The organism is Stenotrophomonas sp. AN71, assembly GCF_050435725.1.
In the GTDB taxonomy this organism is placed as follows: domain Bacteria; phylum Pseudomonadota; class Gammaproteobacteria; order Xanthomonadales; family Xanthomonadaceae; genus Stenotrophomonas.
The window spans coordinates 354,666-375,119 of the sequence record NZ_JBNDKU010000002.1 but is presented as its reverse complement, the minus strand read 5'-3'; the positions used below and the strand labels follow the sequence as shown (position 1 = coordinate 375,119).

Below are 20,454 nucleotides of genomic sequence, written 5' to 3'. Positions count from 1 at the left end.
GGCCTGCCGCACATGGTTCGTTTCTTCATCGACCGGCCGATTTTTGCCTGGGTGATCGCCATCGCGGTCAGCCTGCTTGGCCTGCTCGCCATCCTGGTCCTGCCGGTGGACCGCTACCCGCAGATCGCCCCGCCCACCATCACCATCCGCGCCACCTACACCGGCGCCTCGTCGCAGACCGTGGAGAACGCGGTCACCCAGGTCATCGAGCAGTCCCAGCAGAGCCTTGATCACCTGATGTACATGACCTCCACCAGTGCCTCGGATGGCTCGGCGCAGGTCAACCTGGTGTTCGCCACCGGCACCAATCCGGATACGGCACAGGTGCAGGTGCAGAACCAGCTGCAGGCGGCGATGGCCACGTTGCCGCAGGCAGTGCAGCAGAACGGCCTGACCATCACCAAGTCCAGTGGTTCGATCTTCGAGGTGCTGTCGTTCACCAGCGAAGACGGCAGCATGGACAACTTCGATGTCGCCAACTTCATGGAAGCGCGCATCGACGACCAGATCAGCCGTGTCAGCGGTGTCGGCAACATCCAGCCGATCGGCCAGGAATACGCCATGCGTATCTGGCTGGACCCGGAGAAAATGCGCCAGTACGCCTTGATGCCATCGGATATCGAGAGCGCGCTGCAGGCGCAGAACACCGATGTCTCCGCCGGTGAACTCGGCGGTCAGCCGGCACTGAAGGGCCAGCAGCTCGATGCCACGGTGACCGCGCGCAGCCGTCTGCACACCCCGGAGCAGTTCGCACAGGTGGTACTCAAGGCCGATGCCAACGGCAGCGTGGTGCACCTGGGTGACGTGGCGACGATCGGCCTGGGGCCGGAGAGCTACGACAGCATCAGTACCTTCAACGGCAAGCCGTCGGCGTCGCTGGGCATCGAACTCAACGCCGGCGCCAACGCCATCGCCGTTTCCAAGGCCATCGAAGCGCGGCTGCAGCAGCTGCAGAAGTACTGGCCGCACGGCTACACCTACCACGTGGCGTTCACCACCACGCCGTTCGTGACCATCTCGCTGAAGGAAGTGGTGATCACCCTGATCGAGGCCATCATCCTTGTTGTGCTGGTGATGTACCTGTTCCTGCAGAACTGGCGGGCCACGCTGATCCCGACCATCGCAGTGCCGGTGGTGCTGCTGGGCACGTTCGGCGTGTTGGCGGCGTTCGGCTATTCGATCAACACGCTGACCATGTTCGCGCTGGTGCTGGCCATCGGTCTGCTGGTGGACGATGCCATCGTGGTGGTGGAGAACGTGGAGCGGGTGATGACCTTCGAGGGGCTGGCGCCGAAGCCGGCTACCCTGAAAGCCATGGGCCAGATCACCGGCGCGCTGGTCGGCATCGTGCTCGTGCTGACGGCGGTGTTCCTGCCGATGGCATTCTTCAGTGGCGTCACCGGCGTGATCTACCGCCAGTTCTCGGTGACGATCGCTGCAGCGATGATCCTGTCGGTGCTGGTGGCGATGACCATCACCCCGGCGCTGTGCGGCAGCATCCTGCACCAGATTCCCAAGGGCGGCCATCCGCATGGCGACCACGGCGGCGAGCCGAGCCTGCTGGGCAAGTTCTTCATCTGGTTCAATCATCGCTTCGAGCGCACCTCGAATGGACTGCGCCGGCGCGTCGATGGTTTCCTCGGACGGCGCACGCTGGGCGTGCTGTTCTACCTGGTGCTGAGCGTGGTCACCGGCCTGTTGCTGTGGCATCTGCCGGGTGCGTTCCTGCCCGACGAGGACCAGGGCATGCTCAACGCGCTGGTGAAGCTGCCGGCCGGCTCCACGCTCGAACAGACCCGTGCGGTGATGGACCGCCTCAGCGCCGCCGCGGTGAAGGACGACAGCGTGCTGTCGATCCAGGCCACCGCCGGCTTCAGCGTTACCGGCAGCGGCCAGAACGTCGGTCAGGCCTTCATCCGCCTGAAGGACTGGGATGACCGCAAGGACGATGCCGATACCATTGCCGCGCGGCTGACCCAGGCCATGGCCAGCGTGCCCGATGCGCAGGTATTCATCACCTCGCCGCCGGCCATCCTTGGCCTTGGCGATGCCGGTGGCTTCACCCTGGAACTGCAGGACGAAGGCGGTGCCGGCCATGCTGCGGCTGTGGCCGCGCGCAACACCCTGCTGAAGGAGGCCGCCAAGGACCCGAAGCTGGTCAATGTGCGCTACGCCAGCCTGGAGGACGCGCCGGTGTACGCGGTGAAGGTTGACGACGCCAAGGCACAGGCGATGGGCGTGAATCCGCAGGACATCAATGACACGTTGAATGCCGCGCTGGGCGGCGACTTCGTCAACAACTTCATCTACAAGGGCCGCATCAAGAAGGTGTTCATCCAGGGCACCGCCGAAGCACGCATGCAGCCGCAGGACATCGAACGCTGGAGCGTACGCAACCAGGCCGGGCAGATGGTGCCGCTGTCGTCGCTGGTCAGCACCCACTGGACCAGCGCGCCGGCCGCATTGCAGCGCTACAACGGCGTGTCGGCGATGGAGATCACCGGACAGCCGGCGCCGGGGGTCAGCTCCGGCGAGGCGATGGCCGAGATCGCGCGCCTGGCCGACACGTTGCCGGAGGGCTTCAGCCATGCCTGGTCGGACATGGCCTACCAGGAACAGTTGTCGGGCAACCAGGCGCCGATGCTGTACGCCATCTCGCTGCTGTTCGTGTTCCTGTGCCTGGCCGCGCTGTATGAAAGCTGGGCGGTGCCGTTCGCGGTGATGCTGGCGGTACCGGTAGGCGTGTTCGGCGCGGTGCTGATGATGAATCTGCGTGGCCTCAACAACGACGTGTATTTCCAGGTCGGCCTGTTGACCACGATTGGTTTGGCGGCCAAGAACGGCATCCTGATCGTCGAGTTCGCGCGCATCCTCGAACAGCAGGGCAAGAGCACCCGCGAGGCAATCCTGCAGGCGGTCTACCTGCGGCTGCGGCCGATCGTGATGACCTCGCTGGCATTCCTGATGGGTGTGCTGCCGCTGGTGTTCGCCACCGGTGCAGGTTCGGCCGCCCGCCGTTCGCTGGGCACCGGCGTGGCCGGCGGCACGGTCGCCTCGATGGTGCTGGGCATGTTCTTCGTACCGTTGTTCTACCTGCTGGTGCGCCGCCTGTTCCCGGGCCACGCGCCGGCCGAAGCCACTGCCCCGGAGGCAAGCCCATGACGCCGATGTTGCTGCGTGCCCTGGCGGCCGCCACGATGACCACCGTGCTGGGTGGCTGCGTGAGCATGGCGCCGCGCTATCAGCGCCCCGAGGCGCCAGTGCCGGTGCAGTTCGGTAACGCCGCCACGGGCGAGGTCGACCCGGCGTTGGCGATGCCGGCCTGGCGTGAGGTGTTCCTGGAGCCGCGCCTGCAGCAGGTGATTGCGCTGGCGCTGCAGAACAACCGTGACCTGCGTGTGGCGGTGCTGCAGGTGGAGAAGCAACGTGCGCAGTACCGCATCCAGCGCGCCGCACTGCTGCCATCGGTGGATGCCAGCGGTAGCGTCACCCGTGCGCGGGTGAGCGATGCCAACAGCGAGACCGGCGCCAGCCAGGTCACCGAATCCGATGCCGTGCAGGTGGGCATCAGCAGCTGGGAGCTGGATCTGTTCGGACGCATCCGCAGCCTGAAGAACGAGGCCCTGCAGAACTGGTTGGCCAGTGCCGAGAACCAGCGCGCCGCACGCACCAGCCTGGTGGCCGAAGTGGCGACGGCGTGGCTGGCATTGGCCGCCGATGAGCAGTCGCTGGCATTCACCCGGCAGACCCTGGACAGCCAGCAGCAGACCCTGCAGCGCACCGAGGCGCGCCATGCGCAGGGCCTGGCCTCGGGTCTGGACCTGTCGCAGGTGCAGAGCAGCGTGGAAGCCGCGCGCGGCTCGCTCGCCAAGCTGCAGACCCAGCAGGCGCAGGATCGCGATGCGTTGCAGTTGCTGGTGGGGGCACCGCTGGAGGCGGCACTGCTGCCCAGCGCCCAGGCGCTGGACGGCACCGTGGTCTTGGCACCGCTGCCGGCCAACCTGCCTTCAAGCGTGCTGCTGCAGCGCCCGGACGTGCTGTCGGCCGAACACGCGTTGCAGGCGGCCAACGCCGATATCGGTGCTGCACGCGCTGCCTTCTTCCCCACGCTGACGCTGACCGCCAACTACGGCCACAGCTCCATTGCGTTGTCGACGCTGTTCTCGGCCGGCACCCGCGGCTGGTCATTCGCGCCCAGCATCACCGCGCCGATCTTCCACGCCGGCGCATTGAAGGCATCGCTGGACGCCTCGAAGATCGGCAAGGACATCGGCATCGCGCAGTACGAGAAGGCGATCCAGCAGGCCTTCAGTGAAGTGGCCGACGCACTCGCCACGCGGGATCACCTGACGGCGCAGATGGACGCGCAGCGTGCGCTGGTGGCCGCCAGCCAGCGCAGCTACACGCTGGCCGATGCGCGTTACCGCACCGGGCTGGACGGCTATCTGCAGGCGTTGGACGCGCAGCGCAGCCTGTATGCCGCCCAGCAGGACCTGATCGCGCTGCAGCAGCAGGACGCGGGCAACCGGGTGACGTTGTTCAAGGTGCTGGGCGGTGGCGCCGACGCACGGTAGCGCGTTCGCCAAGGTCGGTGCCGACCTTGGCCGGCACGGAGGCCTTCATCCACGCATGGCGTGGATCTACCGGGGCGGGAGACCTTGATAGGTGCCGACCTTGGTCGGCACAGATGCATGCAGCGTCGCGATCGGATGATTCGTGCCGACCAAGGTCGGCACCCACCAGAAGCAGGTTCGACCGCTTACGCCACGCGGCCGCGGCGGGCGCGTTCCAGGTGTACCAGCAGCAGCGAGATCGCCGCCGGCGTCATGCCTGGGATGCGCTGTGCCTGGCCGATGGTCTGCGGGCGCACGCGCTCCAGCTTCTGCAGCGCTTCGGCCGACAACCCCCGCACCGTCGCGTAGTCGAACGCCTCGGCGATCGGCGTGGCTTCGTGGCGCTGCTGGCGCTCGATCTCCTCGCGCTGGCGATCCAGGTAGCCCGCATACTTCACGCCGATCTCCACCTGCTCGGCCACCTTGCCGTCGGCCACGGCCGGGCCCAGCGACGGCACCTGCATCAGCTGGGCGTAATCCAGCTCCGGGCGCTTGATCAGGTCCAGCACATTGGTTTCGCGGCTGACCGCCACGCCCAGTGTTTGCTGCACTTCACGGCCCAGCGCATTGGCCGGGGTCGCCCACATCGCGCCCAGCCGTGCACGCTCGGCGGCGACGGCGGCCTGCTTGGTTTCGAATGCATTCCAGCGGCGGTCATCCACCAGGCCCATCTCGCGGCCGGCCGGGGTCAAGCGCTGATCGGCATTGTCCTCGCGCAGCTGCAGGCGGTATTCGGCGCGGCTGGTGAACATGCGGTAGGGCTCGTTGGTGCCGTGGGTGATCAGGTCATCCACCAGCACACCCAGATACGCCTCGTCGCGGCGCGGGCACCAGCCGTCCAGTCCACGCACCTGACGCGCAGCGTTGAGTCCGGCCAGCAGACCCTGCGCTGCCGCTTCTTCGTAGCCGGTGGTGCCGTTGATCTGGCCGGCGAAGAACAGGCCGTTCACCAGCTTGGTCTCCAGCGAGGCCTTCAGCCCACGTGGATCGAAGAAGTCGTACTCGATCGCATAGCCGGGTCGGGTGATGTGCGCGTTTTCGAATCCGCGGATGCTGCGCACCATCTCCAGCTGCACATCGAATGGCAGCGAGGTGGAGATGCCGTTGGGGTAGATCTCGACGATGCCCAGCCCTTCGGGTTCAACGAAGATCTGGTGGCTGGCCTTCTCGGCGAAGCGCACCACCTTGTCCTCGATGGACGGGCAGTAACGCGGGCCGATGCCTTCGATCTGGCCGCTGTACAGCGGCGAGCGATGCAGTGCGTCGCGGATGATCTGGTGGGTCTGTTCGGTGGTGTGGGTGATCCAGCAGCTGACCTGCTGCGGATGCTCGTCCACCGAGCCGAGGAAGGACATCACCGGCCGCGGCGAATCGCCGGGTTGCTCGTCCATCACGCTGTAGTCCAGCGAACGGCCATCGATGCGCGGCGGCGTGCCGGTCTTCAGGCGGTCGACCTGGAACGGGCGCTCGCGCAGGCGCGCGGCCAGCGTGGTGGCCGGCGGGTCGCCCATGCGGCCGGCAGCGTATTGGGTCGGGCCGACGTGGATCTTGCCGGCCAGGAAGGTACCGGCGGTCAGCACCACGGCCTCGGCGTCGAAGCGCAGGCCGGTCTGGGTGATGACCCCGCGCACGGCGTCGCCCTCGATGACCAGGTCATCGACGGCAGCCTGGAACACGGTCAGGTTGGCCTGGCCCTCGACGATGGCGCGGATCGCCATGCGGTACAGGTTGCGGTCGGCCTGGCAGCGGGTGGCGCGCACGGCCGGGCCCTTGGAGGCATTGAGCGTGCGCCACTGGATGCCGGCGCGGTCGGCGGCATGCGCCATCGCGCCACCGAGGGCGTCGATTTCCTTGACCAGGTGGCCCTTGCCGATGCCGCCGATGGCGGGGTTGCAGCTCATCGCGCCCACCGTCTCGATGTTGTGGGTCAGCAGCAGGGTGCGCACGCCGGTGCGGGCCGCGGCCAGCGCGGCTTCGGTGCCGGCGTGGCCACCGCCGATGACGATGACGTCGTAACGATGGAAGGACGGGTTCATGGGGCTGTTCAGCTGGGGGCGGGCGCGGCCGGGCGCCGGCGCCGGGGTGGCGATTTTAGCGCCATTCGGGGTCCTGGCGCCGGCGCCGGCCGGCCGACGTCGAAATCGACGCTAAAGTTGGCAGGATTTTTGCAGATAACCCAATAGCACCCACCGTGGCTGGCGCCGCAGGCGCCCGTGACCGGAATTGGAACAGGGGCCGGTACAGGCGCACGGTGGGGGAGCAGAGGGCCGGCAGTCGGGGGACTGCCCGGCCCTGTTTTTTTTGGGGTTGCCGGGAGGGCCGCATCCACGCATGGCGTGGATCTACTGAAGCGGGGCCTCTGGGAAAGCACCCATCCACGCATGGCGTGGATCTACTGAGGCGGGGCCTCTGGGAAAGCACCCATCCACGCATGGCGTGGATCTACTGATGCCAGAGCCCAGGGGCCGCCATGCGTGGATGCCGTGGCGGCGTGCCCCAAAACAAACGGCCCCGCATTGCGGGGCCGTCTGCCTTCAGAGGTGCCGACATCCGACAGGGCCGGAACAGGGGGGATCCAGATGTTCCTGTCGGATATCGGCGTAGAGCCTTTTGCGGCGACCCGTGTCGTTTTTGTCACTTTGTGACGCGGGCCGTCACTGGTCCCGTAGATTGCGGCTTGGACCGTGTGAAATGCAAGACGGTTCAGCGCTCAACTGTGCGCTGCGTCCCACGATCCATGTTGCGCCAGGGGGAACCGTTCATCCTCGGCGCGCTCGGTGCCGGGGTCGGACGGGACTGCGGCGGGGGCGCCGACGGCTGGATGTTCGATTGCGGCGGGCGACGCATCGAGTCCATGTTGCGCCACGGCGAACCGCCGTTGTAGGACGGCCGCGAGGGCGGCGGCGGACGGTTCTCGCCACCATTGCCAGGCGGGCGCGGCGGCGGGCGATGGTTGTGCGGCGGGCGGTAGATCGGGCGCGAGTAGTACGGGTTGCCATAGCCACCGTAGTAGCCGCCATAGCCCCCGTAGTACGGGTAACCAGAGTTGTAGGGATAGCCGGCCGGGTAGCGGTACTCCACCGACGGTGCACCGTGGTAGTAGCCGCCACTGCGGCCACCGCCGACATAGTCGTAGGTGGTACAGCCGGTCAGGGCCAGCAGTAGGCCACCGGCAAGCAACAGGCGGGTTTTCATAGCGGGTCCCCCCAGAGGACGGGTGTGCAGTCAGCTTCGTGCGCGGGCGTTGAATCGGCCCTTAATTCCACTGGCCAGGATGAATGGAGGCGAAGGCCCCCATGCTGGCATGACCTGTGCCGGGGTCGCCAGCGCGAAGCCATACGTTAATCTTGCGTCATGAGCGATTCACTGTTGCCCCGTGCCGATGATGTCCTGGCTGCCGCTGCGCGGATCGCGCCGCACGCCAGCGTGACCCCGGTGCTGCGCTCGCGCACGCTCGATGCGCTGGCCGGCGCGCAGTTGGCCTTCAAGGCCGAGCACCTGCAGCGCGGTGGCGCATTCAAGTTCCGTGGCGCCTGCAATGCGGTGTGGTCGTTGGATGCCGATCGCGCCAGGGCTGGTGTGGTTACCCATTCTTCCGGCAACCACGGCGCGGCACTGGCCCTGGCCGCGCGGACCCGTGGCATTCCCTGCCATGTGGTGGTGCCCGAAGGTGCGGTGGCGGCCAAGCTGGCCAATATCGCCCGTCATGGCGCCACGCTCTGGCGCTGCCCGCCGACCATCGCCGACCGCGAGGCCACCTGCGCCAAGGTGCAGGCCGATACCGGCGCGACCCTGGTCCATCCGTATGCGGACCCGACGGTGATGGCCGGGCAGGGCACCGCCGCCCTGGAACTGCTGCACAGCGACGGCCCGTTCGATGTGCTGGTGGTGCCGGTGGGCGGCGGCGGCCTGGCCAGCGGTACCGCGCTGGCCCTGCAGCACGCCAGCCCGCAGACCCGGCTGGTGCTGGCCGAACCGGCCGGCGCCGACGACACCGCGCGGTCGCTGGCAGCAGGCGAACGGCAGGGCGCATTCACCCCGGACACGATCTGCGACGGCCTGCGCACCCTGATCGGCGCGCCCAACTTCGCGCTGCTGCGTGCGGCCGGCGCCGAGGTGATCGTGGTCGATGACGCCGCGACGATGGCCGCGATGCGCCTGCTGTGGGAGGTGCTCAAGCAGGTGGTCGAACCGTCCTCGGCCACCGTGCTGGCGGCAGTGCTGGCGCAGCCGCAGCGCTTCGCCGGCCTGCGCGTGGGCCTGGTGCTGTCCGGCGGCAACGTCGATCTGCCAGCGCTGCGATGGGGAGCGCCGTGAGCCGCGACCGGCACCGGCATCGCACTGGCCTGCTGGGCTGGTTGTGGCGTCTGTTCGTGCTGCTGGTGATCTGGCTGCTGGGCGTGACCGCCTGGATCGTCTGGGTCGGCGAGCGCGACCAGGCCGCCAAGGCCGACGCCATCATCGTGCTTGGCGCAGCCGCCTATGACGCCAAGCCGTCACCGGTGTTCGAAGAACGCATCCGCCATGGCCTGGACCTGTACGAGGCCCGGTACGCGCCGTTGCTGATCTTTACCGGTGGCTACGGTGGCACCGGTGCGCGTTTTTCCGAATCGCAGGTGGCGCGGCGTTACGCGCTCAAGCACGGTGTGCCGGACGACGCGATCCTGATCGAGACCGCCTCGCGCAATACCGTGCAGAACCTGGTTGAAGCCAAGCGGCTGATGGACCAGCGCGACCTGCACCGGGCGATCATCGTCAGCGATCCGCTGCACATGGCGCGCGCGCTACGCCTGAGCAAGGCGCTGGGTATCGATGCGCTGGCCTCGTCCACGCCCAGCACGCGCTTCCGCAGCTTCCACACCAGCTGGCGCTTCCTGGTGCAGGAAATCTACTTCTTCCACCGCGATCTGGTGCGCCCGCCGTTGAGTTCGCCGGCCAACACCTGAGCCGCTGCCGCTGCGCTCGCCGGGCATGGCCCGGCGCTACCCGGTTTGCGTGCTGGCCGACATCTGCCTTTGGTAGGTGCCGACCTTGGTCGGCACAACCTGTCAGATCGCGATGGCGCCGGCATTGTGCCGACCAAGGTTGGCACCTACCAGAGCAATTCGCGTTCGGTGTGGCATGCGGTAGCGCCGGGCCATGCCCGGCGGCACCTTTGGATCAGGTCTGCTTGCGCCGGATCGGAATCGCCGACACCGGCACCGAGGCGACGTCATGCCCGCCTTCACGGATCGGCGCGCCCGGGTCCGGGGCCCAGGCGTGGGCATAGATCACTTCCCAGCTGCTGGGCAGCTTGCCGTCGGCGCGGCGCATTGGCTCGTATGCGGCCGCCGCCGCAGCGAAGCGGCCGCGTCCGGTCAGCGTGTGGCGTCGGTCCACCCGTGCATTGGTCGCGCCCATCGCGCGCAGCTCGCGCATCAGCGAGGGCAGATCGTCGTAGGTCAGGGTGAACAGGTCGCGGTCCAGCACCGGGTCGCGGAAGCCGGCCATCATCAGCGCATCACCGAACTGCGCGATCTGTGCGAAGCGGCTCACGTGCGGACGGTCGTCGGCGGCAGCGAAGGCCTCGTTGAGTTCGACCAGTGTTTCCGGGCCGAAGGTCGAGCACAACAACAGGCCCCCGGGCTTGAGCACGCGGCGGAAGCCCGCGAACACCGCCGGCAGGTCATCCACCCACTGCAGGCACAGATTGCTGAAGATCACGTCCACGCTGTTGTCGGCCAGCGGCAGCGCAGCGGCATCGCCGCACAGGCGCTGGAATGGCTTCCACCAGCCGGCCTGGCGCCTGGCCTGGTCCAGCATCGGCAACGCCACGTCCAGCGCGATCACCTGCGCCTTCGGCCAGCGCTTCTTCATCAGCGCACTGGCATGGCCGGTACCGGCGCCGATGTCCAGCACCACCTCTGGCTTGCGGGCCTCCAGATAGTCCAGCGATTCGATCAGCCGCGACTGCACCTCGCGCTGCAGGGCCGCTGCGGCGTCGTAGCTGGTGGCGGCGCGGGCGAACGCGCGGCGGACGTGGCGTGCATCGAAGTGGGACGGCATTGCGAAAGTCTCTTAGAACGTACCGGGGTAGGCGCCGCCATCGATCAGCAGGTTCTGCCCGGTGATGTAACCGGCCTGTGCACTGCACAGGAAGGCGCAGGATGCGCCGAATTCGTCGGCGGTACCGAAGCGGCCGGCAGGGATCTGCTGGCGGCGGCGCTCGGCCACCTCGCCCGCATCGCCATCCTTGCCCGCACTGTGGGCGAAGTTGGCGCGCAGGCGGTCGGTGTCGAACTGGCCGGGCAGCAGGTTGTTGATGGTGACGTTGTGGGCCACCGTGCGCCGCGACAGCCCGGCGACGAAGCCGGTCAAGCCGCTGCGCGCGCCGTTGGACAACGCCAGGATGTCGATCGGGGCTTTCACCGCCGAGGAGGTGATGTTGACGATGCGGCCGAAGCCACGCTCGATCATCGCGTCCACGGTGGCGCGGATCAGCGCGATCGGCGCCAGCATGTTGGCATCCAGCGCGGCGATCCAGTCATCGCGCTCGAAGCTGCGGAAATCGCCGGGCGGCGGGCCACCGGCGTTGTTGACCAGGATATCCACCTGGGGGCACGCGGCCAGCGCTGCGCTGCGGCCGGCCTCTGTGGTGACATCGGCGACGACCGCGCGCACCTCGGCGGCGCCAGGCAGCGCACGCAGCTCCTCGGTGGCCCGCTGCAACGCAGTTTCGCCACGGGCCACGATCACCACGTTGACGCCCTCGCGGACCAGCGCACGCGCGCAGCCCAGGCCGAGCCCCTTGCTGGCGCCGCAGACCAGTGCCCAACGGCCGTTGATACCCAGATCCATGCGTCAATCCTGCGGAATGTGGAAGGCGCTCATTGTCCGCCATCGGCCGGTGACAGGCCGGCAACGAAGTGTTGCAGGGCGGCGGCCACCTCGTCGGCATGGCCCAGGAACGGGGCATGGCCGCCGTGGGCGATGGTCAGCGCCTGCCCGCCCGGGGCCAGAGCTGCCGCGGCCTGCATTGCCGCCGGCGACACCAGTCGGTCACGCTGGCCGGCGATCCACAGGCTGGGTTTTCCCAGCGCCGGCAGTGCGCCGCGCAGGTCGGTGTTTTCCAGCAGCTGCAGGCCTTCCAGCAGCGCGCGTTCGGTCGGCGCACCGCGCTCTACCAGGCGCTGGCGCAGTGCACGCAGCTCCTCGCGGGCGTGCGCCGAACCCATCACGTCCAGCGCCAGGAAGCGGTCCAGAGTGCCAGCGAAGTCGGTGGCCAGCTCGCGTCCGAACTGCTCGAACACTGACGGTTCCACCGCGTGTGGCCAGTCCTCGGCGCCTACGAAACGTGGCGTCGCCGCGATCATCGCAAGCCCGCGCACCTTCGGCAGCGTCGCCGCTGCGTGCAGCGCGAACAGGCCGCCCAGCGACCAGCCGCACCACACCGCCGGTGGGGTGGCTGCTGCAATGGCATTGACCACGAACGGCAGGCGCAGCGGCGTGGTGTCCTCGCGGCTGTGGCCATGGCCAGGCAGGTCGACCAGATGCAGGGTGAACTGATCCGCAAGCCGCTGTACCAGTGGCGCGAACACACCGCCCTGCAGGGCCCAGCCGTGGATCAGTACCAGATCCGGCCCCTGGCCGGTGACTTCAATATGCATGGGCAACGACATGAAACTCAGGCAAAGGCAGGCAACGGCGGCGGGGCGGCTTCGCGCACGGCCAGCGCCACGCGGTCGCGCGCACTGGCAATCGCCTCCACCAGGCCGCGCACCTGTTCGGGTGTGTGCAGCGCGGACAGGGTAACGCGCAGGCGCGCCTTGCCTTCCGGCACCGTTGGCGGGCGGATCGCACCCACCAGCCAGCCGGCCTGTTCCAGCGCCTTGGACATCGCGACCGCCGTGTGGTCGTCGCCACACAGCAGCGGTTGGATCGGGGTTTCCGAGGCCATCAGGTCCAGCCCGTGGCGGCGTGATTCAGCGCGGAACAGCGCGATCAGGTCGGCCAGCTTGGTGCGGCGCCAGTCGTCACGGCGCGCCAGGCGCACCGCTTCCAGTGCAGCGGCGGCCAGCGCTGGCGGCATCGCAGTGGTGTAGATGTACGGGCGCGCGGTTTCGGCCAGATGTTCGACCAGATCCTCGCGGCCGAGTACCAGTGCACCGGAACCGCCCAGTGCCTTGCCCAGCGTGACCAGCTGCAGCGGCACGTCGTCCACGCCCAGCCCGGCGGCGGCGACGGCGCCACGGCCATCACCGACCACGCCAACGCCGTGCGCATCGTCCACGTAGAACAGCGCCTGCTGCAGGCGTGCCACCAGCGACAGCGCGCGCAGCGGTGCGATGTCGCCATCCATGCTGAAGACACCGTCGGTGGCCAGCATCGCCGCGCCATCGGGCGCATGCTTGAGCTGGCGCATCGCGCCTTCCGCATCCAGGTGCGGGTAGCGGCGCAGGCGCGCACCGGCCAGCCGCGTCGCATCCAACAGGCTGGCGTGGTTGAGCTTGTCCTGCACGCAGACGTCGTTTTCTTCGCTCAGCAGCGCCTGCTGCACCGCCAGGTTGGCGGCGAAGCCACTGCCGAACAACAACGCGCGCGGGTAACCCAGCCACTGCGCCACTTCGCGCTCCAGCGCCTCATGCATCGCGTGGTGCCCGCAGACCAGGTGTGAAGCGCCGGCACCGGTGCCTTCGCGCGCGGCAGCGTCCTGCAGTGCGTTGACCACGCTGAACTGCTGGGCCAGGCCGAGGTAGTCGTTGCTGCAGAAGCCGGTCAACCACTGCCCGTCCACTTCCAGGCGGACGCCATCGCGACGGGAGATCGTGCGCCGCGGGCGGCGACGGCCTTGGGCATCGCGCAGGGCGCGTTGGGCATGGAGGCGGGCGGTCAGGTCGGGGCGGGCCATGTCGGCTGAATGCGGCGACGGGGCGGCTAGGGTAGCGCGTTGCCGCGACGCCTGCCTGTGCCCCGTCTCAGGCCGCGTGGGCGCAGCCGCAGCCGGGTGCATCGGCGCTGATGTCGGCGTGCACGGTGCTGCCGTGGTCATGGCCCTCGGCATCCACCTGCACCGCCATCGGCTGCAGGCCAAGACGTGCGAACAGCGCCAGGTCGCGTTCGCTCTCCGGGTTGCCGGTGGTCAGCAGCTTGTCGCCATAGAAGATCGAGTTGGCGCCGGCCAGGAAGCACAGTGCCTGCAGTTCGTCACTCATGGCTTCGCGCCCGGCTGACAGCCGCACCATCGCGCGCGGCATGGCGATGCGCGCCACCGCGATCATGCGCACGAACTCGAACGGGTCCAGCTCGGCACTGCCGTGCAGCGGCGTGCCCGCCACCTGCACCAGCTTGTTGATCGGTACCGAATCGGGATGTGCCGGCAGCGTGGCCAGCGCCAGCAGCAGGCCCACGCGCTGCGCGCGCGTCTCGCCCATGCCGACGATGCCGCCGCAGCAGGTCTTCAGGCCGGCATCGCGCACGTGGCCCAGCGTATCCAGGCGATCCTGGTACTGGCGCGTGTGGATGATCGAGTCGTAGTAGTCCGGTGCGGTATCGAGGTTGTGGTTGTAGTAGTCCAGGCCGGCGTCCTTCAGTGCGCGCGCCTGATCGCCGCTGAGCATGCCCAGCGTGGCGCAGGTCTCCAGGCCCAGCGCCTTCACCCCGGCGATCATTGCCACCACCTTCGGGATGTCGCGGTCCTTCGGCGAACGCCACGCGGCGCCCATGCAGAAACGCGAGGCACCGGCGGCCTTGGCCTGCCGTGCCTTGGCCAGCACCGCATCGGTCTCCATCAGCTTCTGCGCGTTCACCCCGGTGCTGTAGCGCTGCGCCTGCGGGCAGTACGCGCAGTCTTCCGGGCAGCCACCGGTCTTCACCGACAGCAGCGTGGAGACCTGCACCTGGGCCGGGTCGAAGTGCTCGCGGTGCACCGCTGCGGCGCGGAACAGCAGCTCGGGGAACGGCAGATCGAACAGCGCCTGCAGTTCGTCGTGTTGCCAGTCGTGGCGGATGGCAGCAGCCATGGCGGGACCTTGGGTACGAGTGGAGCGAGGGCGGCAGTGTGGGTGGGGGAGGAGTGTCTGTCAACCATCTCGTTTAGTTCTAGGTTTACAGTGTGCGGGCCCATTTCCGACCCATCGCGGTGGGCGCTACCATCGGCCGAACCCACCATCGGACAGCAGGGAATGCAGACGTTGCAGGCGCCAGGCAGGCGCAGATCGGGACGGGTGATCACCGCGCTGCTGCTGTGCGTGGGGTGGGCGGTGCAGGCCCACGCGGAAAGCCGCGCGCTTGGCGCCATTGCCTACCACTCCCACGGCGAGGCACTGGCCGCGCTGCGTGCGCAGCCCTCAATCACCGAGCGCCAGGAGAACGGCTGGATCGTGCTGCATGACCCGGCCGGGCCGGTGTTCTGGTCCATCACCGCGCCGGCCAATGGCTGGCATCCATCGATTGTCCGGCGCGCGCTGGTGACGGAAGGCGGCCAGGTGACGGTGCAGATGTCGGTGAAGTGCGGTGTTACCAGGCCAGCCTGTGATTCGCTGGTGCAGACCTTCCAGGCGAGCAACGAGCGTCTGCGGCAGCGGGCCACCGCGCAGGCGCAGGCAGTGCCGTCGCCCGTGCCGAGCGATGGGTCGGACGAGCCCACGGCCGAGGACGTCGCCGTGAACGCGCGTATCCGCGCGGCGATCTTCGAGAGCACAGCCGGTGGCCCCAGGCTCGCCGACTACCCGGTGGCGAAGATCCATGCGGGGCCCGCCGCCGCGCTGGACATGAGCACGCCTGCAGCACGCATGTTCAAGACGCGGATGTCGGCGGCACTGAAGGACGGCAAGGTCGAGTTCGCTGGCGAGTACACCGTGGCCGGCTGGGGGTGCGGAACGGGTTGCTTCTCGCAGACCTTCATCAGCCTGCGCACCGGCAAGCCATTGCCGCAGAGCCTGGGCGGAGAGCTCGGCCCGAACATCGTGAAGATGGACCCGCACAGTGCGCTGGTGGTGGCCGAAGGCACCGAGTACGACAGCAACTATGAAAAGACCGGTCACTTTGCATACTTCTATGTGCTGGAAGGGCACGCGTTGAAGCTGCTCAGGAAGGTGGCGGTGCCTGAGGCGCTGGAAGAAGACTGATCTTCCCGCCTTCCACTGCGGTTGCTGCATTTCACCGCATCCTGCAAGGCCTTCAGCCACAGTGGCCGCTGTCCGCCTGCTTCCGCAGCGTCCAGACTGCCTCGCATGACTGATCTCCATCGCCTTCGCGGCCGCATCACCGCGCTGGTTCTCAGCGAGGCCTGGCGCCGCCGTGCCGCGCTGTGGGGCGGTGCCGTGGCCGTGGCACTGGTGGCGATCCTGTTCGCCAAAGCCAGCGATGCGGCCTTCCATCTGTTCCAGCACATCACCGCGCACTCGCCGTGGTGGGCGCTGCTGCTCACGCCGGGCATCTTCGCGCTGCTGGCCTGGTTGACCAGTGGTGTGCTGAAACCCACGCGCGGCAGCGGTATTCCGCAGGTCATCGCTGCATTGGACAAGCCGGATGAGTCGTTCCGGAAGACCAATCTTTCGCCCGCGGTGTCGGCGGGCAAGCTGCTGCTGACCTCGCTGTCGCTGCTGGGCGGCGCGTCGGTGGGGCGCGAAGGCCCCACGGTGCATGTCGGCGCCAGCCTGATGTACCTGTTCGGCCGCTGGTTCGGCTTCAAGGACCCTCGTGAGCTCTCGCACTTCCTGCTGGCCGGTGGCGCGGCCGGTATCGCGGCGGCGTTCAACACGCCACTGGCCGGCATCGTGTTTGCCATCGAGGAGCTCAGCGGCCGCTTCGAGCATCGCTTCTCCGGCACCCTGCTGACCGCTGTGATCGTGGGCGGCGTGGTGTCACTGGGCCTGCTGGGCAACTACACCTACTTCGGCCATGTCAGCGCGCGCCTGCCGCTGGGCCAGGGCTGGTTGGCGATCCTGCTGTGCGGTGGGGTGGCGGGGCTGCTGGGCGGGTTGTTCGCGCGCGCGGTGCTGGCCAGTGCGGCCGGCCATCCGCGTTGGCTCGGTCAACTGCGGCAGCGGCATCCGGTGCTGCTGGCCGCCGGATGCGGCCTGGTGGTGGTGGGGCTGGCAATGGCGTTCGGTGAGGGTGCATTCGGTACCGGCTACGAACAGGCGCGCAGCCTGGTGCAGGGCCAGGCGCTGGTTGGCCACGAATTCGGGTTGATGAAGCTGCTGGCCAATCTGGCGTCCTATGTGGCGGGCATTCCCGGTGGCCTGTTCTCGCCAGCGCTGGCGGTCGGCGCGGGGTTGGGCCACAACCTCGCCGTGCTGATGCCGGGCGTGGACCCGCGCGCGTTCGTGCTGCTGGGCATGTGTGCCTACCTGACCGGGGTCACCCAGGCGCCACTGACCTCGGCGGTGATTTCGCTGGAGCTGACCGACAGCGGCGATCTACTGCTGCCGATCCTGGCCACGGTGCTGATCGCCCGCGGCGTGTCCGGGCTGGTGTGCCGCGTGCCGATCTATCGCGGGTTGGCGGAGTTGCTGATGGTACCGAAGGTTGCCGACGGTGCCGCAGAAGCTGAGCCTGCCGCGCGATCATGAAGCGGCACGTGCAGTGAGTTGTCGACCCTGGATGCCAAACGTGCGCAACCCGGTGGCGCAGATAGAGCTCGACCATTGCATTGATTGAAATGCTCAATCAGTCATTGATCTTCACTCCAACAGTGAAGCTGATTCCCCGCTCCACCGACTACTCCGAGACGCATGCGCCGCAGAAGATGCGTCCACGCCGGGGCTGCACCCGGACCTGCATCGAGAGAGCGACCATGATCAATTGCCGTATCCGCCGCCTGGCGGCCGCCGTCCTGGCCCTGGCCAGTTCCCCCGCGCTGGCGATCACCGGCACGCCGTTGCTGCCCAGCGAACGCAGCATCGGTACCCTCGAGCCGGTGGCGCGCTTCGAAGGCGCCATGCCGACCAGCGTGGCGGTTTCGGAAACCGGGCGGATCTTCGTCAACTTCCCGCGCTGGGGCGACGAGGTGCCCTACAGCGTGGCAGAGTGGCGCGATGGCCGCTCCGTGCCCTATCCGGATGCGCGCATCAACCGCAGTGAGGGAACCGATCCGGCCGCCCATTTCATCAGCGTGCAGAGCGTGGTGGCCGACGGTCAGGGCCACCTGTGGGTGCTGGATACTGCAGCGCCCGGCTTCTCCGCCCCACAGGCCGGCGGCGCCAAGCTGGTGGCGATCGACCTGGCGACCAATACCGTGGCAAGGACCGTCGTGTTCCCGGCCAACGTCATCGATGCGCGCACCTACGTCAACGACGTGCGCTTCGACTTCCGTGTCGGCCGCGAAGGCGTGGCCTATGTGACCGATTCGTCGCTGAGTGGCATTGGCGGCATCATCGTGATCGATCTTGCCACGGGGGCTGCATCCAAGCGCCTGGTCGGGCATGTGTCCACCTCCGCCGATCTCGCATTCGTGCCGATCGTGGAAGGCCAGCGGATGCAGCTGCGCAAGGCCGACGGCTCATCGGCGCCGTTCACCGTTGCCGCCGATGGCATCGCGCTTTCGCCAGATGGGAGCACGCTGTTCTACACGCCACTGTCCAGTCGTCATCTGTACAGCGTGCCGACCGCGTTGCTGCGCGATCCGAAGGTGAGTGAAGCGGAACTGGCGGCGGCGGTGGTGGACCTGGGTGACAAGGGCGCCTCCGATGGCATGGAGATGGACGCCAACGGCCGCCTGTATGCGAGCGACTACGAACACAACGCCATCCACGCACGCGACGCGCAGGGGCGCTGGACCACGGTGGTGCACGATCCGCGCATCCTGTGGCCGGATACGCTGTCGATGGGGCCGGATGGCTATCTGTACTTCACCGCCAACCAACTGCATCGGCAGGCCGGCTTCAATGGCGGCGTTGATCGCCGGCAGAAGCCCTACATGGTGTATCGCACCCGGGTGGATGCCGCGCCCGCACCGACGCGCTGATTGCGGCGGCGGGCGACCTGGAATTCCTACAGGCCGTTGAGGCCGACGGCTATGGAATCGAGCGGCTGGAGGGGGCACGCTGGGACGCATGCCTGCCCTCTTCAACGCTGGTCACGCCCTGCAGGCGCTGCTGCGCCAGTTGATGCCGCTGCGCTGCCTGGTCTGCAACGATCCCGGCCAGGATGCGCTCGATCTCTGCGCTGCGTGCCTTGCCGATCTGCCCTGGTCCGGCCGCGCCTGCCTGCGCTGCGCACTGCCGTTGCCGGACACCGCGCTGATCGTCTGCGGCAGTTGCCGCGAAGAAGCACCGCCGCAAGCGGCGACCCATGCCAGCCTGCTCTACCTGCCGCCGGTCGATCAGCTGCTGGTGCGCTACAAGTTCCATCAGGATCTGGCCGCCGGTCGCCTGCTGGCGCAGCTGATGCAGCGTGCGCCACCGCCGTGGTCGTGCCTGCCGTTGGTGCCGGTGCCGCTGCACAACCGTCGTCTGCGCCAGCGCGGCTACAACCAGGCCGGGGAGCTGTGCCGGCTGCTGCCGATGCCAGTCTGGCACGGTCTGTATCGGCGCCGTCACACCGCGCCCCAGTCCGAGCGCAGCGCGGAACAGCGCAGGGAAAATCTGTTCGATGCCTTCGATGTACGTGGGCCGGTGCCGTCGCGGCTGACCGTAATGGATGACGTGATGACCACCGGCAGTACGGTGATGGAGATTGCCGAAACGCTGCGTGCGGTGGGTGCCGACGAGGTGCGTGTGTGGGTGTGCGCGCGGGTGCCGTGATCGCCGCTTTCATGCGGAAGGGCTAGGATGGGGCGAATCCGGATCGAAGGAGTGGCGATGAATTCCCCCTTGTCTCCCCTGTTGTCGGCGGTTGGGCGCAGCTGGTGGATCCTGCTGCTCTATGGGCTTGTCGCATTGGGCTTTGGCATTGTCGCCATTGGCTGGCCACTGTCGGCGGCGATGGCGCTGGCCTGGACGCTGGGTGTGATGGCCATTGTTGAAGGCGTGATCAGCCTGTTTGCGCTGGTCAGCGGCGGTAGCGGTGCGTCGCGCGGCTGGCTGGCGCTTTACGCCATCGCTTCGCTGGGCTTCGGCATCCTGGCGGTGATCAATCCGCTGGCCACCGCCAGCGTGCTGGTGCTGTTCCTGGCGGCGTGGCTGCTGGTGGCCGGCATCTATCGCATCGTGCTCGCGATCCGCGTGCGCAAGCAGATCCAGGGTGAGTGGCTGCTGATCCTCAGTGGCGTGCTGGCAGTGGTGCTGGGCCTGCTGTTCGCGGCCAACCCGTACGCGGGTGTGGCGGTGACCACGCTGTGGATCGGCATCGGCAGCCTGCTGTACGGCCTGCTGCAGGTGCTGGTGGCGTTCAAGCTGCGAAAGCTGAAGTGAGGCTTTCGCTTCCACTGCTGTTGGGCGCGGCCGTGGTCCTGACCGGATGCATGTCGGGTGCCACGCCCAGCACGCGGGCGGGAGCGGACCGCCCGCCGCTTGCCGGTGTGGATGTGCGCCTGAGTGCAGTCGATGCGGCCGGCAAGGGCGCACCAGTGCAGTGGCAGGACGAGCGGTTGACCCTGCGCGAGCCACCGATTGCCAACAGCGCGGACATCGCCGATGTGCGCTCTGTGCTGGATGATTACGGCATGACGGCGCTGCAGATCCGCTATCGACCCGAGGCACACCAGCGCATCCACGATGGCACGGCGGCGATGGTCGGCCAACGTATCGCGATCAGTGTGGATGGCCGTGTGGTGACGGTGGCGACGGTACAGGGACCGTTCTCTGAATCGATGAGGCTGAGCGGGTTGCCGGGCAAGGACGAGGCGCAGGAACTGGCCAAGCACATCACCGGCAAGTGACGGGCGCGCCAACAACCCCGCGCTGCGCGCGGAGGTCGA

17 protein-coding genes are annotated in these 20,454 nt (G+C 67.9%); 10 read left to right on the top strand and 7 right to left on the bottom strand.

Annotated elements, in window-relative coordinates; translation table 11 throughout:
• Positions 1–12: 12 nt before the first annotated feature.
• Positions 13–3,162, top strand: a complete 3,150-nt coding sequence (gene smeB, locus ABH900_RS05445) for a multidrug efflux RND transporter permease subunit SmeB (RefSeq protein ID WP_429621883.1) — start codon at positions 13–15, stop codon at positions 3,160–3,162.
• Positions 3,159–4,574 carry a multidrug efflux transporter outer membrane subunit SmeC gene (gene smeC / locus ABH900_RS05440; RefSeq protein WP_429621882.1) on the top strand — a complete coding sequence of 472 codons (1,416 nt, stop codon included), beginning with the start codon at positions 3,159–3,161 and terminating at the stop codon, positions 4,572–4,574. The genes smeB and smeC overlap by 4 nt, the downstream gene beginning before the upstream one ends.
• Positions 4,575–4,759: 185 nt before the next feature.
• Here smeC and mnmG read toward each other — a convergent pair whose 3' ends face one another.
• Together mnmG and ABH900_RS05430 are read right to left on the bottom strand one after the other, a co-directional pair.
• On the bottom strand, positions 4,760–6,649 hold the full coding sequence (gene mnmG / locus ABH900_RS05435; protein ID WP_429621881.1) for a tRNA uridine-5-carboxymethylaminomethyl(34) synthesis enzyme MnmG: 1,890 nt from the start codon (positions 6,647–6,649) through the stop codon (positions 4,760–4,762).
• A 667-nt stretch (positions 6,650–7,316) separates the two neighbouring features.
• Entirely contained in the window at positions 7,317–7,808 is a 492-nt protein-coding gene (locus tag ABH900_RS05430) for a hypothetical protein (RefSeq protein WP_429621880.1), read from the bottom strand.
• Positions 7,809–7,967: 159 nt separating this feature from the next.
• Between ABH900_RS05430 and ABH900_RS05425 the strand changes: the two genes are divergently transcribed.
• Positions 7,968–8,930 (top strand): pyridoxal-phosphate dependent enzyme, encoded by a 963-nt coding sequence (locus tag ABH900_RS05425; RefSeq protein ID WP_429621879.1) that lies wholly within the window; start codon positions 7,968–7,970, stop codon positions 8,928–8,930.
• Positions 8,915–9,559, top strand: coding sequence for a YdcF family protein (locus ABH900_RS05420; RefSeq protein WP_429621878.1), 645 nt, complete (start codon positions 8,915–8,917; stop codon positions 9,557–9,559). Before ABH900_RS05425 ends, ABH900_RS05420 begins: the two co-directional genes overlap by 16 nt.
• A 214-nt stretch (positions 9,560–9,773) precedes the next feature.
• On the opposite strand, the gene bioC is transcribed toward ABH900_RS05420, so the two are convergent.
• The 5 genes from bioC to bioB all read right to left on the bottom strand — a co-directional run bounded on the left by bioC (position 9,774) and on the right by bioB (position 14,611).
• On the bottom strand, positions 9,774–10,658 hold the full coding sequence (gene bioC / locus ABH900_RS05415; RefSeq protein ID WP_429621877.1) for a malonyl-ACP O-methyltransferase BioC: 885 nt from the start codon (positions 10,656–10,658) through the stop codon (positions 9,774–9,776).
• A 12-nt stretch (positions 10,659–10,670) separates the two neighbouring features.
• A complete protein-coding gene (locus ABH900_RS05410; RefSeq protein ID WP_429621876.1) occupies positions 10,671–11,450 on the bottom strand; it encodes an SDR family oxidoreductase in 780 nt (259 codons plus the stop codon).
• Positions 11,451–11,479: 29 nt separating this feature from the next.
• Entirely contained in the window at positions 11,480–12,259 is a 780-nt protein-coding gene (bioH, locus tag ABH900_RS05405) for a pimeloyl-ACP methyl ester esterase BioH (RefSeq protein ID WP_429621875.1), read from the bottom strand.
• 17 nt (positions 12,260–12,276) lie between these two features.
• A complete protein-coding gene (gene bioF / locus ABH900_RS05400; RefSeq protein ID WP_429621874.1) occupies positions 12,277–13,500 on the bottom strand; it encodes an 8-amino-7-oxononanoate synthase in 1,224 nt (407 codons plus the stop codon).
• 67 nt (positions 13,501–13,567) lie between these two features.
• Positions 13,568–14,611 carry a biotin synthase BioB gene (gene bioB, locus ABH900_RS05395; protein WP_429621873.1) on the bottom strand — a complete coding sequence of 348 codons (1,044 nt, stop codon included), beginning with the start codon at positions 14,609–14,611 and terminating at the stop codon, positions 13,568–13,570.
• A gap of 204 nt (positions 14,612–14,815) precedes the next feature.
• Between bioB and ABH900_RS05390 the strand changes: the two genes are divergently transcribed.
• The 6 genes from ABH900_RS05390 (at position 14,816) to ABH900_RS05365 (ending at position 20,415) form a co-directional block, all read left to right on the top strand.
• Positions 14,816–15,718 carry a hypothetical protein gene (locus ABH900_RS05390; protein WP_429621872.1) on the top strand — a complete coding sequence of 301 codons (903 nt, stop codon included), beginning with the start codon at positions 14,816–14,818 and terminating at the stop codon, positions 15,716–15,718.
• 105 nt (positions 15,719–15,823) lie between these two features.
• Positions 15,824–17,167: a chloride channel protein gene (locus tag ABH900_RS05385; RefSeq protein ID WP_429621871.1), complete on the top strand. Its 1,344-nt coding sequence runs from the start codon at positions 15,824–15,826 to the stop codon at positions 17,165–17,167.
• 224 nt (positions 17,168–17,391) lie between these two features.
• Positions 17,392–18,561 carry an L-dopachrome tautomerase-related protein gene (locus tag ABH900_RS05380; RefSeq protein ID WP_429621870.1) on the top strand — a complete coding sequence of 390 codons (1,170 nt, stop codon included), beginning with the start codon at positions 17,392–17,394 and terminating at the stop codon, positions 18,559–18,561.
• 88 nt (positions 18,562–18,649) lie between these two features.
• Complete coding sequence (locus ABH900_RS05375; RefSeq protein ID WP_429621869.1) at positions 18,650–19,339, top strand: ComF family protein; 690 nt, start codon at positions 18,650–18,652, stop codon at positions 19,337–19,339.
• Positions 19,340–19,396: 57 nt separating this feature from the next.
• Positions 19,397–19,948, top strand: a complete 552-nt coding sequence (locus tag ABH900_RS05370; protein WP_429621868.1) for an HdeD family acid-resistance protein — start codon at positions 19,397–19,399, stop codon at positions 19,946–19,948.
• A gap of 50 nt (positions 19,949–19,998) precedes the next feature.
• Positions 19,999–20,415: a SecDF P1 head subdomain-containing protein gene (locus ABH900_RS05365; protein WP_429621988.1), complete on the top strand. Its 417-nt coding sequence runs from the start codon at positions 19,999–20,001 to the stop codon at positions 20,413–20,415.
• The last annotated feature ends 39 nt before the right edge of the window (positions 20,416–20,454 follow it).

Coding starts and splice junctions, on each gene's coding strand:
- ABH900_RS05365 (WP_429621988.1), top strand. CDS start 19,999: ATGTCGGGTGCCACGCCCAGCACGCGGGCGGGAGCGGACCGCCCGCCG.
- ABH900_RS05425 (WP_429621879.1), top strand. CDS start 7,968: ATGAGCGATTCACTGTTGCCCCGTGCCGATGATGTCCTGGCTGCCGCT.
- mnmG (WP_429621881.1), bottom strand. CDS start 6,649: ATGAACCCGTCCTTCCATCGTTACGACGTCATCGTCATCGGCGGTGGC.
- smeB (WP_429621883.1), top strand. CDS start 13: ATGGTTCGTTTCTTCATCGACCGGCCGATTTTTGCCTGGGTGATCGCC.
- smeC (WP_429621882.1), top strand. CDS start 3,159: ATGACGCCGATGTTGCTGCGTGCCCTGGCGGCCGCCACGATGACCACC.
- bioC (WP_429621877.1), bottom strand. CDS start 10,658: ATGCCGTCCCACTTCGATGCACGCCACGTCCGCCGCGCGTTCGCCCGC.
- ABH900_RS05420 (WP_429621878.1), top strand. CDS start 8,915: ATGGGGAGCGCCGTGAGCCGCGACCGGCACCGGCATCGCACTGGCCTG.
- ABH900_RS05380 (WP_429621870.1), top strand. CDS start 17,392: ATGATCAATTGCCGTATCCGCCGCCTGGCGGCCGCCGTCCTGGCCCTG.
- bioF (WP_429621874.1), bottom strand. CDS start 13,500: ATGGCCCGCCCCGACCTGACCGCCCGCCTCCATGCCCAACGCGCCCTG.
- ABH900_RS05410 (WP_429621876.1), bottom strand. CDS start 11,450: ATGGATCTGGGTATCAACGGCCGTTGGGCACTGGTCTGCGGCGCCAGC.
- ABH900_RS05370 (WP_429621868.1), top strand. CDS start 19,397: ATGAATTCCCCCTTGTCTCCCCTGTTGTCGGCGGTTGGGCGCAGCTGG.
- ABH900_RS05430 (WP_429621880.1), bottom strand. CDS start 7,808: ATGAAAACCCGCCTGTTGCTTGCCGGTGGCCTACTGCTGGCCCTGACC.
- ABH900_RS05375 (WP_429621869.1), top strand. CDS start 18,650: ATGCCTGCCCTCTTCAACGCTGGTCACGCCCTGCAGGCGCTGCTGCGC.
- bioH (WP_429621875.1), bottom strand. CDS start 12,259: ATGCATATTGAAGTCACCGGCCAGGGGCCGGATCTGGTACTGATCCAC.
- bioB (WP_429621873.1), bottom strand. CDS start 14,611: ATGGCTGCTGCCATCCGCCACGACTGGCAACACGACGAACTGCAGGCG.
- ABH900_RS05385 (WP_429621871.1), top strand. CDS start 15,824: ATGACTGATCTCCATCGCCTTCGCGGCCGCATCACCGCGCTGGTTCTC.